Origin of the sequence: Ensifer sp. Root31, from assembly GCF_001424825.1 — a bacterium.
In the GTDB taxonomy this organism is placed as follows: domain Bacteria; phylum Pseudomonadota; class Alphaproteobacteria; order Rhizobiales; family Rhizobiaceae; genus Ensifer; species Ensifer canadensis.
Genome location: NZ_LMCO01000006.1, coordinates 267,436 through 280,685, shown reverse-complemented (window position 1 = coordinate 280,685; position 13,250 = coordinate 267,436). Strand labels below are relative to the sequence as shown.

Below are 13,250 nucleotides of genomic sequence, written 5' to 3'. Positions count from 1 at the left end.
TGGCGCAACTTTGGCAAGGGCCGGCACCCGGCGAGCCTGAATTTTGGGGACTGTTTTTCCTATGCGCTGGCCAAGTCGCGCAACGAGCCATTGCTCTTCAATGGTGACGATTTCTCGCGCACAGACATAGAGGCAGCATGACAAACGACGAGCGGGGTCGTCGCACACAAACGGTGAGCCTCTAGCCCGGGGTCGATCGCGCCGACCGTTCAAAAATCGAGGGCGGCGTTGTCGACCACTTCCTTCATCACGAAGAACGTCCTTGTCTGGCGGACGCCCGGCAGCGCGATCAGCTGCGTCCCGTGGATCCGATTGAAATCGGCCATGTCACCCACGCGAATTTTCAAGAAGTAGTCGAAGTCGCCGGCAACGAGATGACAGTCGAGGATGAACTTCAGCTTCTCGACCGCCTTTTCAAATTCGCGAAAACTCTCCGGCGTCGAGCGATCGAGCACCACGCCGACCATGACCAGCGCGCCGCGATCGACCTTCTGCGGCGCCACAAGCGCACGCACATTGCTGATGTAACCTTCCTCGAACAGCCTCTGCGTCCGGCGGTGGCATGTCGCAGCACTGACATCGACCATTTGCGCCAGCTCCGCATTGGTCAGCCGGCCGTTCTTCTGCAGCAGGCGCAGCATCTTGAGATCGATACGATCGAGTTCACCTTGCATGGAAGAATCTTCCTTGTTTGTCGTGATATGCGGATGCAATCTGTGATCTTATGCAATTTGCCGGGGCAAATGCAAAATCTTTGCATGATATTAGAGAGCACCTTCCACGTGATGGGTGGTAGCGTTTCCTGACTTTCAAAACAGAAGGAAGGGAACAACATGCTGGAAAAATTCGAACGTTACCCGCTCACCTTCGGGCCGACGCATATCGAGAAACTCGACCGGCTCTCGGGCCATCTGGGCGGTCAGGTCGAGATCTACGCCAAGAGAGACGACTGCAATTCCGGCCTCGCCTTCGGCGGCAACAAGCTGCGCAAGCTGGAATATATCATTCCGGATGCGCTCAGCTCCGGAGCCGATACGCTGGTGTCGATCGGAGGCGTTCAATCGAACCACACGCGCATGATCGCCGCCGTTGCCGCCAAGATCGGGTTCAAATGCCGGTTGGTGCAGGAGAGCTGGGTGCCGCACGAGGACGCCGTCTACGACCGCGTCGGCAACATCATGCTCAGCCGTATCATGGGCGCCGAGGTCCAGATGGTCGATGAAGGTTTCGACATCGGCATCCGCCAAAGCTGGGAGGCTGCGATCGAGGACGTGAAAGCGCGTGGCGGCAAACCCTACGCCATCCCCGCCGGCGCCTCCGTGCACAAGTTCGGTGGGCTGGGCTATGTCGGCTTTGCCGAGGAGGTGCGTGCGCAGGAGGAAGAGCTTGGCTTCAAGTTCGACTACATCGTCGTCTGCACCGTCACCGGCTCGACCCATGCCGGCATGCTGGTGGGCTTTGCCAAGGACGGCCGCCAGCGGCAGGTCATCGGCATCGACGCCTCGTTCACCCCGGCGCAGACAAAAGCACAGGTTCTCGACATTGCCCGCAGGACCGCCGAGTTGGTCGAGCTCGGCACCGATCTCACCGAAGAGGACGTGGTGCTGCTCGAGGATTATGCCTATCCGGTCTACGGCGTGCCCTCCGACGAGACCAAGGCGGCGATCCGGCTTTGCGCCCGCCTCGAGGGCATGATCACCGACCCCGTCTATGAAGGCAAATCGATGCAGGGCATGATCAATCTCGTTCGCAAGGGCTATTTTCCCGAGGGATCAAAGGTTCTTTATGCCCACCTCGGCGGCGCCCCAGCGCTCAACGGCTACGGCTACACCTTCCGCAACGGCTGATATCTCCGCCGGCCGCCGGGTATCTCGACCCACCGCTTCGAGCGCTACGGCCGGGCAGGACTGACCGGCCGTGGACAAGAGGACATCAATTCAGGCGAGAGCGCGATCGACCGCCGCAAGCGCATGGAGTTCGGTGGTGTCGAAAACCGGAACGGGGCTGTCGGCTTGGGAGATCAACAGCATGATCTCGGTGCAGCCCATGATGATCGCCTGGGCGCCGCGTTCCACCAGTCGCTGAATGACCTGACGGTAGGCGTCGCGCGACGCGTCCTCGACACGGCCGACAACGAGCTCCTTGTAGATAATGTCGTGGACGGTTTTCCGGTCCTCTTCGCCGGGCACCAGAACGTCCAGCCCATGCCGTTCGATCAGCCGCCCCTTGTAGAAATCCTGCTCCATGGTGAAGGCCGTGCCGAGCAATCCGACGCGGCTGAGGCCGAGCGCCTTGATCTTCTCCGCCGTCGGGTCGGCAATATGCAAGAGCGGAATGGAGACGGCTGCGGATATGGCATCGGCCATCCGGTGCATGGTGTTGGTGCAGATCACCAGGAAATCCGCGCCGCCGGCTTCAAGGCGGCGGGCCGCATCGGTCATTTCGCCCGTCAGGGCCGACCAGTCGCCAATATGCTGCAACCGCTCGATCTCACCGAAATCCATCGACCACATCAGGCTCTTGGCCGAGTGCACGCCGCCCAGGCGCGCCCGGACTTCCTGATTGACGATACGGTAGTATTGGGCAGAGCTTTCCCAGCTCATGCCGCCGATAAGTCCCATGACCTTCAATGCGCTTGTCCTTCCCGATTGCGAGCAAACCTCAAGCTCGGCGATCCTAATTTCTGCCACATCCGCCGCCGCACAAGCAACACACGCTAATGGATCTCGTGCCAGAGCTCCGCCCCACAGCGTGGACAAGGCGGCACCATTTCGCCCGGAGAAAGCTTGAGGACTTCTGCGCACTGCACGCAGGCAAGACGGCGTTTCTCCCGAACGGCGGATCCGGACCGGAACTGCGTCGGCTTGCTGACGTCCCAGGGCGGCTCGATCAACAGCCCCTGCCTGGTCGACGGCTCATCGAAGGTGAAAACCGACAGCAGCCCGTTGGTTTCGAAATAGGCGGCCCGCACCTGTCCGAGATGCCGCACCTGCTTCAGGCGGAGCTGCTCGAACAGCTCGTCGTGGCCAACGTTCAGCCGCTTCAGCGCCTTCCAGAGGATTGCGCCATCGCGCACCACCTCGACGCTGACGCCCTCGATCACGTCCTCGAGCTTTCGGTTGCGAGCAACGATGTAGCTCAACGACTTGTCCAGCAGCACGACCACGGTGATGACGACGATGCAATGGACGAGCGGGACGTCGGGATAGAACATCGCATCGCCAACCGCAGAGCCAAGCGCGATCACCAGCAGGAACTCCACCAGCGAGAGCTGGCCGATCGACCGGCTGCCGATCCATCGGATCAGGAACAGCGTGTAGGCGTAGATGATCAGCGTCCTCAGCGCGATCTCGAGGAGGAAAAGCGGCGGCTCGTCGCCGATCATCATCCTGCCGAGATCGAAAGCCACGAACGGCTCATTCATGGGAACACTCCTCCACAAGGCGCCGGGAGGCGCTGACGGTTGCTCGTTTTCTATCTGTAGCGCTGGATGAGAAAGGCGAGAGCGAAGTGCGGCCCGGGCGCGTGCGGCGTCATCGCCGTCCCGAACTTTTTGCCGCCATGAATGAACCAAAGCCGACACGAGGCGTTTGCCTATCAGTGCAACCACAACGTCAGGAGATCCGCAGATGGATTGGAATCGTGTTGAAGGCAACTGGAAGCAGTTCAAGGGCAAGGTCAAGGAACAGTGGGGCAAGCTCACCGACGACGACCTCGATCAGATCGCCGGCAAGCGGGATCAGCTCGAAGGCAAGATCCAGGAACGCTACGGCATCGAAAAGGACCGCGCTCGCCGCGATGTCGACGAATGGTATGGACGTCAGCTCTGACCGTTCAACGATTTCAGAAACCCCGCTCCGGCGGGGTTTTTTTCTGAGAGCACGACGGAAATGGAACTTTGTCAGGCCAGCCGGGTTGTTGGCGTGGCCGCAACAGTGGCCGCATCATGACCCCAGGGAGAAATCCGACAACGATGGGAAGACCCGTGCAAGAGAACCGGCCCGTGGCTCAAAGATACGTGGTATACGGCTGGAGCAAGATCTATGATCTGACCGAATTCATCTGCGCCTATGATCTGCCGCCGCTCGAAGCCCGACCCTTGTTTGAGAAATATGGCCCGTCGCGGCAGGCCCTGGATGCCGCCATGAAAGCACGCAAAAGTTGTACATGAGAGCATCTTTCGAAGACCGGAGAACCCCTGCAAGGAGAAAGAATGCGGCTCTTCCAGTGTAGCGCCTGCGGTCAGACGATCCATTTTGAAAACCGCAGCTGCATGCGCTGTGGATCGACCCTCGGGTTCGATCCAGGCGATGTGGCGATGCACGCGCTGGTGCCACTCGACGACGGACTGTGGCAGGTCCACGGCGGCGGATCGCGGACCTTTCGCTTCTGCGACAATGCCGTCATCGATGTCTGCCATTGGCTGGTGCCGGCCGATCAGCCCGATCGCTACTGCGTCGCCTGTCGTCACAACACCATCGTGCCGACAATCGACGGCGTCGGCCTTGAGCGCTGGCGCAGAATAGGCCTGGCACAGCGTCATCTGTTCTATTCGTTGTTGCGCTGGCGGCTGCCGCATCCCACCCGCGAGCAGGATCCGCAGAACGGGCTGGCGTTCGAATTCCTCGCCGACACCGTCGATACCTACGGCAACACCGTACCTGCCCGAACGGGCCACAAGAATGGAATGATCAGTCTGCGCGCCTCCGAGGCGGAGGACGTCGTTCGCGAAAGCGTGCGAGTATCGATGAACGAGCCTTACCGCTCGCTGCTCGGGCACTTTCGCCACGAGATCGGTCACTTCTACTGGCAGAAACTCGTCGCTGACGAGGCGACAAGGATCGAGGCGCGCGCACTGTTCGGCGATGAGACACAGGACTATGCGGCAGCACTGCAACGCCACTACTATCAAGGCCCTCCCGACGACTGGCAGGAACGGTTCATCAGCCCCTATGCGAGTGCCCATCCGTCAGAGGATTTCGCCGAGTGCTGGGCCCATCTCTTCCACATCGTCGACGCCTTGGAGACCGGGCGCGCCTTCGGCATGGTCCTCGATCCGATCGGGCATGATTCGCTCGAGGCCGAAATCCCCTTCGATCCCTATCGGGAGCCGAGCGCAGGCGTGCTTGTCGAGGCGTGGGTGCCGCTCAGCGTTGCGCTCAACGCCATCCAGCGGTCGATGGGCCAGCCCGACAGCTATCCCTTCGTCCTGTCGCAGCCGGTTATCCAGAAGCTGGATTTCATCAACCGGCTGATCCTCGGCGCCGCCACTTCGAGCCGGTAAAGGCCTCCGGATTTGACGCTGGGGCGTGATCACCGAGCCGCGTTGGACAGGATGCAAGCGGAACAAAATCGCATCGCGCCGCGTTGCCCTGCGTTAGCAAGCGCTTGCGGAGGGAATTATGAGCGGCGCAGAAGCATTGGCGGCAGCGCTGGCGGGAGCAGCGGGATCGCAGACGATCGAATCGAGAGCTGTCCTCGACAGCCTTCCGATCGCGATCTACACCACGGATGCGGCCGGGGTCGTCACCTATTTCAATCGCGCTGCGGCGGAGTTGGCGGGACGCGAACCACGCCTCAATGCGGACCGTTGGTGCGTCTGTTGGCGCCTGCATCGACCTGACGGCACGGTGCTGCCGACCGATCAATGCCCGATGGCCGAGGCGCTCCTCAGCAAACGCGCCGTTCGTGGCGACGAATTGACCGTCGCGCGTCCCGATGGGACAACGGTGGCGGTGCTTCCTTACCCGACACCGATCTTCGATGCCGAAGGCGAGATGATCGGCGCCGTCAATGTCCTCATCGACATCGGCAAGCACAAGGCGGCGGAAGAGGAACTGCGCGCCAAGACCGACCGCATTCAGGCGCTCGATCGCATCTCCAGGCTTTTAGCCAGCGACCTCGATATCGAGCATATCGTCCAGACCGTGACCGACAGCGCCACGGAACTCAGCGGCGCGAAATTCGGTGCGTTCTTCTACAATGTCGTCGACGAGACCGGTGAGCATTTTCAACTCTTCACCCTGTCCGGCGCACCGCGGGAAGCGTTCGAAAAATTCGGCCCGCCGCGCAAGACGGCAGTGTTCGCGCCGACCTTCAACGGCGAAAGGGTCGTGCGCAGCGACGATATCCGCAAAGACCCGCGCTACGGGTTGAGCGAGCCGCATCTCGGCATGCCGCCGGGGCATCTGCCCGTTGTCAGCTACCTCGCCGTTCCGGTGATCGCCCGCTCCGGGGCCGTGCTCGGGGGATTGTTCTTCGGCCATGACGCACCGGGTGTCTTCACCCACGATTCCGAGGACATCGTCGTTGCCATCGCCGCCCAAGCGGCCATCGCCATCGACAACGCTCGACTGCTTGCCGACAGCCAAAAACAAAGCGAAAGCCGCCGGATTGCCGAGCTTTCCGCCCGCCATCTCGCATCGATCGTCGAATCCTCTGATGATGCCATTGTCAGCAAGGACCTGAACGGCGTCGTCACCAGCTGGAACAGGGGCGCCGAGGCACTGTTCGGATACAGCGTGCAGGAGATGGTGGGAACCCCGATCATGCGCCTCATTCCGAAGGGCCATGAAGACGAGGAAATGCAAATCCTAGACCGGATCCGCAAAGGCGAACGCGTCGATCACTATGAAACGAGACGGCAACGCAAGGATGGCACCCTCATCGACATATCGCTGACGATATCGCCGATCCTCGATAACGAGGGGCGTGTCGTCGGCGCTTCGAAGATTGCCCGCGATATCAGCGAACGCAAGGCAGCCGAGCTGGTGCTTTCCGAGCGCCTGCGCGAGCAGGCTTCGCTCTATCAGTTTACCGAGCGAGTGCACCGTGCGCGGTCGATCGCTGCCGTCTATGAGGCTGCGCTCGACGCCATTCAATCGGCGCTGCGCTGCAGCCGGGCATCGATCCTGCTCATCGACGAGACCGGCACCATGCGTTTTGTCGCCTCCCGCGGACTTTCGGAACGCTATCGCCTCGCCGTCGACGGCCACACGCCATGGAGCGCGGAGGCGCAGGATCCCAACCCAATCTTCATCGAAGATATTGGCCTGGCCGACATCTCGGATGAGTTGCGCGCAGCCGTTCGAACCGAAGGCATCGGCGCTCTCGGCTTCATTCCGCTGGTCTCGGCAGGCCGACTGATCGGCAAGTTCATGACCTACTACGACACGACGCATCACTTCGCCGCTTCCGAGGTCGACCTCGCTCAGACCATCGCCCGCCAGCTGAGCTTCAGCGTGCAGCGCATCCGGACCGAAGAGGCGAGACGGCGGGCCGAAGATCTGCTGCGGCACAACGAGGCAAAGGAGCGCGCCAGGGCGACGGAGGTGCTCGCGCTCATGGAAGCGGTCCCGGCGCCGATCTGGATTGCCAGGACCCCGGATTGTCGGGTCATCAGCGGCAACAGAAGCTCGTTCGAGCTGCTGCGGCTGCCGCCTGAGAGCAATCCCTCCCTCTCGGCACCGCCCGGCGAACGGCCCGCGCACTTCAAGGTCTATTCGCAAGACAGGTTGCTTTCGCCGGACGAATTGCCGGTCCAGCGGGCGGCACGCGGCGAAGAGGTGCGCAGCTTCGAACAGGAGATCCGCTTTGACGACGGCACGTCCCGGCATCTGCTAGGCAATGCCACGCCGCTGATCGACGCCTGGGGCATACCGCAAGGCGCAGTTGCCGCTTTCGTCGATATCACCGAGCGCAAGGAGACCGAACAGGCGATGCGCGATGGCGAGCGGCGGCTGCAGATGGCGCTCGAAGCCGGCCGGATGGGGGCTTGGGAATGGAACTTCGACACCGGCAAGGTGATCTGGTCGCCGGGCCTCGAAGCACTTCACGGGCTAGAGCCGGGCAGTTTCGGCGGCACGCTCGACGACTTCAAGGCGGACATCCACCCTGATGATCTCGCCATGGTCGAGCTTGAGATCCAATCCGCCATCGAAAGGCGCGAGGACTACCACACATCCTATCGCATCCGCCGCCCCGATGGATCCATTCGCTGGCTGGAGGCGTTCGGCCGTTTTCTGCAAGGCGCAGGACCCTCCTCGCTGCGCCTCGCCGGCGTCTGCATGGACATTACCGAACGCAAGGACGCCGAGGCGCAGCGCAATCTGCTGGTTGCCGAACTCAGCCACCGTGTCAAGAACACGCTCGCGACCGTCACCTCGATCGCCCGCCAGTCCTTCGCCATGACCCCCGACCGCAAGGAGGCCGAGCAGTCGTTTCATGCGCGCATCCGGGCTCTCGCCCAGACGCATACCCGGCTCGCGGAAGCAACCTGGGCCGGCGTTTCGCTGGAAACGATCCTTTGCGATGAGCTTGCGCCCTACAAGAACGAAAACGCCGGCAACGTCTCCTTCGGCGGACCGGCGATCATGCTCTCGCCACGGCACGCTCTGGCCCTTGGCATGGCGGCCCATGAGCTCGCAACCAACGCCGCCAAGCATGGCGCGCTTTCGGTGGAAAGCGGGCATGTCGACGTCAGCTGGAGCCTGGATCGGGCCAACAAGGCGCTTCACATCGACTGGTGTGAAACCGGTGGTCCCGTAGTCGCCCCGCCTTCCAGAAACGGTTTTGGCCGGCTGCTGCTGGAACGCGTCGTCGGCTCCGACCTCGGCGCCGACGTCGAACTGGATTTTGCAAAGAGCGGTTTGAGGTACACGATCCACATGCCCTACGCCGCAGGTGCTGAACGATGAATGGCGGACAACGGAGCGTCTTTGTTGTCGAGGACGAGTATCTGCTGGCGATACAGATCCAGGACGACCTGCAGGCCGCGGGTTTCGATGTTATCGGCCCCTTCACCAGCCTGCGCAGTTCGATCGCCGCGGCAAAGCGGGAGACACCGCAGGCAGCGACGCTCGATGTCAATCTCAACGGTGAGTTCGTCTATCCCGTGGCAGACGAGCTGCTGGCCCGCGGCGTTCCGGTGCTGTTGCTGACCGGCTACGCCGCCTCCGACCTTCCCGAGCAGTATCGCAACCTTCCCCGCCTTTCCAAGCCGTTCAACAGCCGAGACCTCATCCGCACAGTTGAGGGCCTGCTGGCCGGCAAATGATCACGACCCAACTCAGGTCGCACGCCTCTTCGCGCGCGCGGCGTATTGGAGGAACCGCAGCAGGCGATCCTCCTCGGCACGCAACAGGCTGCTTTGCCTTGGCCGCGCCTCAAGCCGCCGCAGGTTGATTTTGCCCTCCCTATCGGCAAGGGCGATGATATCAGGGTGAACATAGCTCTTGCGGCAGACAGCCGGGGTATTGTGCAACACGTCGGCCGCCGCCTCGCACATCCGCTTGACCGAGGGGCGCCGCTCCTCCGCCAGCGCCAGGCGCGCCTCGGTAAAAGCGGCGACGCTTCCCGCCCAGGTGCGAAATGTCTTGGCCGAGATCGGTGCACCGGAGATGTCAGCGAGATAGCGATTGAGCCGACCGGAATCGATCGGATGCAGATCACCGTTCGCGTCCCTGCTGACGAAAAGCTGGCGTCCGGGCAGGTCGGCAATATCTTCGAGCAACCGTTGCAGCCGCGGACTACGCAGCCGGCGAACGACACGCTTGCCGCCCTTGCCCATGAAGCGAAGCTCGATGCCCTCATCGCGCAGCTTGAGATGCCGTTTCAAAAGCGTCGTTGCGCCATAGGTGCCGTTTTCCTCGACATAGGTGGCGTTGCCGACGCGCAGGCTCGCCTGATCGAGCAGCGTCGAAAGGGCGGCGAGCACGGTGCGAGCATCGTCAAGCGGCCCATCCATATGGCGGCGAAGGGTCCGGCGAATTTTCGGCAGGGCCGTGGCGAAGTCGATCAACTGATCGAACTTGGCGTGATTGCGCATTTCCTGCCAGGCATCATGGTAGCGGTACTGCTTTCGCCCGCGCGCATCGAAGCCGGTCGCCTGCAGGTGGCCGTTCTGCTTGGAACAGATCCAGACACGCTCATAGGCGGGTGGCAGGCCGAGCGCTGCAATACGCGCTCGGGTGTCCGGATCCTTGAGGGTCGAGCCGTCCGGAAGGCGATAGCTGAAGCGCTTTCCCTTCCGGTAGCGCCTTATGCCCGGATCGGCGTCGGTCACGTAGATGAGGTCGGGTTCCATCGACGCGGATGACAAGATTTACGCCACCGTCAGATCCGTCCCAGGAGCAGGAGGATCAAGAGAACGACGACCAGAACGCCGAGTATGCCCGATGGGCCATAGCCCCAGTTGGTCGAATGCGGCCAGCTCGGAAACGCACCGATCAGCAGCAGAATCAATACGATAAGCAGAATGGTTCCAAGCATGGCTCCACCTTCCCTAATGCGTTGTAACGTGTTGGGAAAATGCGGCGGAGGCGCATTGGTTCCGTCACCCGTGCAGCAGCCAAGACGCAACGAGCCGCGACCGTCCCAGTGTGACCGCCATCGGCATGCTCCCTGCACCTCTCGTCCCGATGCGAATTGCGCAGCGTTTGGAACCGAACCGTTCTCTCGCGAATTGTAGCCAGACCACAGGTCCATCGACGAGGGAGGAACGGGACCCGAATATGCTTGATCGAACAGGTGATAAACGACAGGACTTCGATGAAGACAGCTGGTGGACCGTGCATCGCGGCGACAGTCCCGTCGTCGCTACGGCGATACACGACGGGCACGGCCTGCGCGCCGATCTGCGGTCGCTGATAGCCCTTGCCGATGAAGAGCGCCTGCGGGAAGAGGATCCCTACACCGCCTTTATCATTCAGGACTTGGTGAACCGGGTGATCGTGCATCGCTCGCGCTTCGAGGTCGATCTCAACCGTGCCCGCGACGGCGCGGTATATGTCGACCCCTTACAGGCCTGGGGGCTTACGGTCTGGCGAGACGCGCTTCCTCATGAACTTCACGAGGGCTCACTCGTCTTGCATGACGAATATTATCGCATGCTGCGATCGATGCTGCTGTCGATCGAGCGGCGGCATGGCAGCTTCGTCGTTCTGGATGTGCACAGCTACAATCATCGGCGCGGTGGGTCGACCGCCACACCCTCTGATCCCGAAGGTGCGCCCGAGATCAACATCGGCACCCATTCGATGAACCGCGACCGTTGGGCGGATGTGCTCGCGACACTGCTCGACACCTTTCACCGCTTCGAATTTCAGGGCAGGCGTTTCGACGTTCGCGAGAATGTCGCGTTTCAGGGGCGCGGCGAACAAACGCGTTTCATCCATGAGTACTTTCCGCAGACGGGCTGCGCGATCGCCATCGAGTTCAAGAAATTCTTCATGGACGAATGGACCGGCGAGCCGGATTTCGAGGTGCTGGAGGCATTGCGCGCGCTAGTGGCATCGACTGTGCCTGATCTCGTCAAGGCGCTGGATGCGCGCCGATGAAGAGCGCAGCGACGCCAAGGGATCACAGCGCCCGGGATCATCAGGAAGCCAGGCACCGGGCACCAGATGATGTGTGGCTCGGCGAGGTGATCGCCTGCCTTGAGGCCGGCAAGGCGGTGCGGCGCGAATTTGCCGAGGGCGGGCGCCTGCACATCGACCGACCGCTGCCCTTTCTCTGCGTCTTTATCGCCGAGGCAAAGCAAGCCGTCGTGGCACGCGAGATCACCCAGTCCAACGCCTCCTACCTGATGGCACCCGACGCCGCGGCGGCTGCCGCTGTCATCGAGGCAGTCGGAAGCGCGCTTCGACAGCGTCTCGGCGCTTTCTTCGTGCTCGAATATGGCGAACTCGAACGGGACGAGGCGCCCGCCAAGGACGCGCCCTATCTGCCGCCTTTCACGATCGAAGTCACCGCTGGCGAGGACCCGGCTGCTGAGGCAGCCGCGAATGCCTTCCTCGGCTCCGTCAGCACGATCGAGGGCAAGTTTCGCACCGCCCACATGAACCTGCTGTCGCCACCGCCGCAAGACGCCAACGGCAAAACGCTGACGGCGTTCCCCCACATCAGCGTGCGATTTGCGCCGATCTATCGCGAACCGGGCACGCGACGGATCTACCCGGAACTGCGAGAACGCCTGATTGCCAACATTTTCGATGCCGGTCTCAAGGCGCTGGCGGCAGCGACCCAATGCGCGACGGACACGCGCGTTTCGACGCATCGGGCCTTCGGGCGGAAAACCTTCGTCGAGACCGTGACCCGCACCGACCGCGCCATAGACGAGATTGCCTCAAGTTTCGATTTCCTCCTGGCGGTAACGCCGATCAACGCCGATGCGGCCTGGGCGGAGTTTGTTTCGAGCCGATACGAAGTCGGTCCGCGGCTGCTCTATCGGCCGCTGACACTTGAAGTCGAGGCCGCAAAGAAGAAGCTTTTTTCGATCAGCTTCGAGCATCTCGAGGACCCGTTGCTCTACGCGCTCTATCGCCAGAAACAACAGGAGCTCGACCTGCAGCTTTCGATGATCTCGGCCCGCGAGAGCCGCACATTCGTCGAATTCGGCCGGGCGCTCTATGGTCCGGTGGAGGCTAAACTCCTCGACGTCGCCACCGATATCCTGGTGCAGACACAAAAGCGGACCGGCAAGCCCGGACAAAAACCGGCGGTTGACAATGTGGATTGCGACTACGTTCGCAACCGGGCGCAAACGATGGTTTCGGCCTATAAGCGGCAATATGCCGATTTCACGGCCTCAGTGGAGCTGCGCGACGACATTCCCGCCGGATTGCTGGTGTCGAGGAGCCAGCTGTTGATTTCGCGCAGCACTGTCATGAGCCGGCGCCGCGTCGAGGCCCTGCTCAATCACGAAATCGGCGTGCACCTGCTGACCTACTTCAATGGCTCGGCGCAGGGGCTGCGGCTCTTCCGCTCAGGCCTCGCAGGCTATGAGGGCATGCAGGAAGGGCTTGCCGTGTTTGCCGAATATTTGAGCGGCGGCATGACGCTGGCGCGCCTGCGTCTCATCGCGGCCCGTGTGGTTGCGTGCGCGGCGATGTTGAACGGTGCGCTTTTCCCGGAGACCTATCGGCTGCTCGTCGATCAGTACCGGTTTCAGCCTTCAGACGCCTTCAACATCGTCCTGCGGATCTATCGCGGAGGCGGGTTGGCGAAGGACGCGATCTATCTGCGCGGGCTTCTTCAGCTGCTTGCCCATCTGGCCGCAGGCGGCAGTCTTGAACCCTTCTGGATGGGCAAGATCGCCGCCTCACATTTTGCCGCCATGCAAGAGTTGAGCTTGCGCGGCTTGCTGGGTGCGCCGGCGGTGCGCCCTATCTTTCTGGATGACGCCCATGCACGTGCCCGGCTGGACCGGGCGCGTGGGGGAATAACCCCGCTCGACATGGTCGCAGAGTAGG

Annotated in this window: 14 protein-coding genes; 9 read left to right on the top strand and 5 right to left on the bottom strand. The window is 62.0% G+C overall.

The genetic code is table 11. The features are described 5' to 3' along the window. The coding region (locus ASD00_RS41545) for a type II toxin-antitoxin system VapC family toxin (RefSeq protein WP_244496030.1) at positions 1 to 141 on the top strand (141 nt) is incomplete at its 5' end. 68 nt (positions 142 to 209) lie between these two features. Here ASD00_RS41545 and ASD00_RS08180 read toward each other — a convergent pair. Further along, positions 210 to 674, bottom strand: a complete 465-nt coding sequence (locus ASD00_RS08180) for an Lrp/AsnC ligand binding domain-containing protein (RefSeq protein WP_025429738.1) — start codon at positions 672 to 674, stop codon at positions 210 to 212. 159 nt (positions 675 to 833) lie between these two features. Here ASD00_RS08180 and ASD00_RS08175 point away from each other — a divergent pair, with 159 nt between their 5' ends. After that, complete coding sequence (locus ASD00_RS08175) at positions 834 to 1,847, top strand: 1-aminocyclopropane-1-carboxylate deaminase (protein WP_057205951.1); 1,014 nt, start codon at positions 834 to 836, stop codon at positions 1,845 to 1,847. 90 nt (positions 1,848 to 1,937) lie between these two features. On the opposite strand, the gene ASD00_RS08170 is transcribed toward ASD00_RS08175, so the two are convergent. After that, positions 1,938 to 2,630 carry an aspartate/glutamate racemase family protein gene (locus ASD00_RS08170; protein ID WP_200951446.1) on the bottom strand — a complete coding sequence of 231 codons (693 nt, stop codon included), beginning with the start codon at positions 2,628 to 2,630 and terminating at the stop codon, positions 1,938 to 1,940. Positions 2,631 to 2,716: 86 nt separating this feature from the next. Next, entirely contained in the window at positions 2,717 to 3,424 is a 708-nt protein-coding gene (locus ASD00_RS08165) for a YetF domain-containing protein (protein ID WP_025429735.1), read from the bottom strand. 205 nt (positions 3,425 to 3,629) lie between these two features. Here ASD00_RS08165 and ASD00_RS08160 point away from each other — a divergent pair, with 205 nt between their 5' ends. The 5 genes from ASD00_RS08160 (at position 3,630) to ASD00_RS08145 (ending at position 9,055) form a co-directional block, all read left to right on the top strand. Further along, on the top strand, positions 3,630 to 3,830 hold the full coding sequence (locus ASD00_RS08160) for a CsbD family protein (protein WP_057205948.1): 201 nt from the start codon (positions 3,630 to 3,632) through the stop codon (positions 3,828 to 3,830). Between the two features lie 155 nt (positions 3,831 to 3,985). After that, the gene (locus ASD00_RS39840) at positions 3,986 to 4,171 is read left to right on the top strand and encodes a hypothetical protein (RefSeq protein WP_156585497.1); all 186 of its coding nucleotides are present in this window, start codon (positions 3,986 to 3,988) and stop codon (positions 4,169 to 4,171) included. A gap of 42 nt (positions 4,172 to 4,213) precedes the next feature. Continuing rightward, on the top strand, positions 4,214 to 5,284 hold the full coding sequence (locus tag ASD00_RS08155; RefSeq protein WP_057205946.1) for a putative zinc-binding metallopeptidase: 1,071 nt from the start codon (positions 4,214 to 4,216) through the stop codon (positions 5,282 to 5,284). A 118-nt stretch (positions 5,285 to 5,402) separates the two neighbouring features. Next, positions 5,403 to 8,696, top strand: a complete 3,294-nt coding sequence (locus tag ASD00_RS08150; protein WP_057205944.1) for a PAS domain S-box protein — start codon at positions 5,403 to 5,405, stop codon at positions 8,694 to 8,696. After that, a complete protein-coding gene (locus ASD00_RS08145; protein ID WP_057205942.1) occupies positions 8,693 to 9,055 on the top strand; it encodes a response regulator in 363 nt (120 codons plus the stop codon). Before ASD00_RS08150 ends, ASD00_RS08145 begins: the two co-directional genes overlap by 4 nt. 12 nt (positions 9,056 to 9,067) lie before the next feature. Here the strand turns inward: ASD00_RS08145 and ASD00_RS08140 are convergent, their stop codons facing one another. Together ASD00_RS08140 and ASD00_RS38495 are read right to left on the bottom strand one after the other, a co-directional pair. Next, a complete protein-coding gene (locus tag ASD00_RS08140) occupies positions 9,068 to 10,084 on the bottom strand; it encodes a DNA topoisomerase IB (protein ID WP_082523480.1) in 1,017 nt (338 codons plus the stop codon). Positions 10,085 to 10,113: 29 nt separating this feature from the next. Next, on the bottom strand, positions 10,114 to 10,269 hold the full coding sequence (locus ASD00_RS38495) for a DUF3309 family protein (RefSeq protein WP_082523479.1): 156 nt from the start codon (positions 10,267 to 10,269) through the stop codon (positions 10,114 to 10,116). 242 nt (positions 10,270 to 10,511) lie between these two features. Here ASD00_RS38495 and ASD00_RS08135 point away from each other — a divergent pair, with 242 nt between their 5' ends. After that, positions 10,512 to 11,336 (top strand): N-formylglutamate amidohydrolase, encoded by an 825-nt coding sequence (locus tag ASD00_RS08135; protein ID WP_057205936.1) that lies wholly within the window; start codon positions 10,512 to 10,514, stop codon positions 11,334 to 11,336. Continuing rightward, the gene (locus tag ASD00_RS08130; protein ID WP_082523478.1) at positions 11,333 to 13,249 is read left to right on the top strand and encodes a flavohemoglobin expression-modulating QEGLA motif protein; all 1,917 of its coding nucleotides are present in this window, start codon (positions 11,333 to 11,335) and stop codon (positions 13,247 to 13,249) included. The genes ASD00_RS08135 and ASD00_RS08130 overlap by 4 nt, the downstream gene beginning before the upstream one ends. Position 13,250 lies beyond the last annotated feature (1 nt).

Coding starts and splice junctions, on each gene's coding strand:
- ASD00_RS08180 (WP_025429738.1), bottom strand. CDS start 674: ATGCAAGGTGAACTCGATCGTATCGATCTCAAGATGCTGCGCCTGCTG.
- ASD00_RS08175 (WP_057205951.1), top strand. CDS start 834: ATGCTGGAAAAATTCGAACGTTACCCGCTCACCTTCGGGCCGACGCAT.
- ASD00_RS08165 (WP_025429735.1), bottom strand. CDS start 3,424: ATGAATGAGCCGTTCGTGGCTTTCGATCTCGGCAGGATGATGATCGGC.
- ASD00_RS08160 (WP_057205948.1), top strand. CDS start 3,630: ATGGATTGGAATCGTGTTGAAGGCAACTGGAAGCAGTTCAAGGGCAAG.
- ASD00_RS08155 (WP_057205946.1), top strand. CDS start 4,214: ATGCGGCTCTTCCAGTGTAGCGCCTGCGGTCAGACGATCCATTTTGAA.
- ASD00_RS08150 (WP_057205944.1), top strand. CDS start 5,403: ATGAGCGGCGCAGAAGCATTGGCGGCAGCGCTGGCGGGAGCAGCGGGA.
- ASD00_RS08145 (WP_057205942.1), top strand. CDS start 8,693: ATGAATGGCGGACAACGGAGCGTCTTTGTTGTCGAGGACGAGTATCTG.
- ASD00_RS08140 (WP_082523480.1), bottom strand. CDS start 10,084: ATGGAACCCGACCTCATCTACGTGACCGACGCCGATCCGGGCATAAGG.
- ASD00_RS38495 (WP_082523479.1), bottom strand. CDS start 10,269: ATGCTTGGAACCATTCTGCTTATCGTATTGATTCTGCTGCTGATCGGT.
- ASD00_RS08135 (WP_057205936.1), top strand. CDS start 10,512: ATGCTTGATCGAACAGGTGATAAACGACAGGACTTCGATGAAGACAGC.
- ASD00_RS08130 (WP_082523478.1), top strand. CDS start 11,333: ATGAAGAGCGCAGCGACGCCAAGGGATCACAGCGCCCGGGATCATCAG.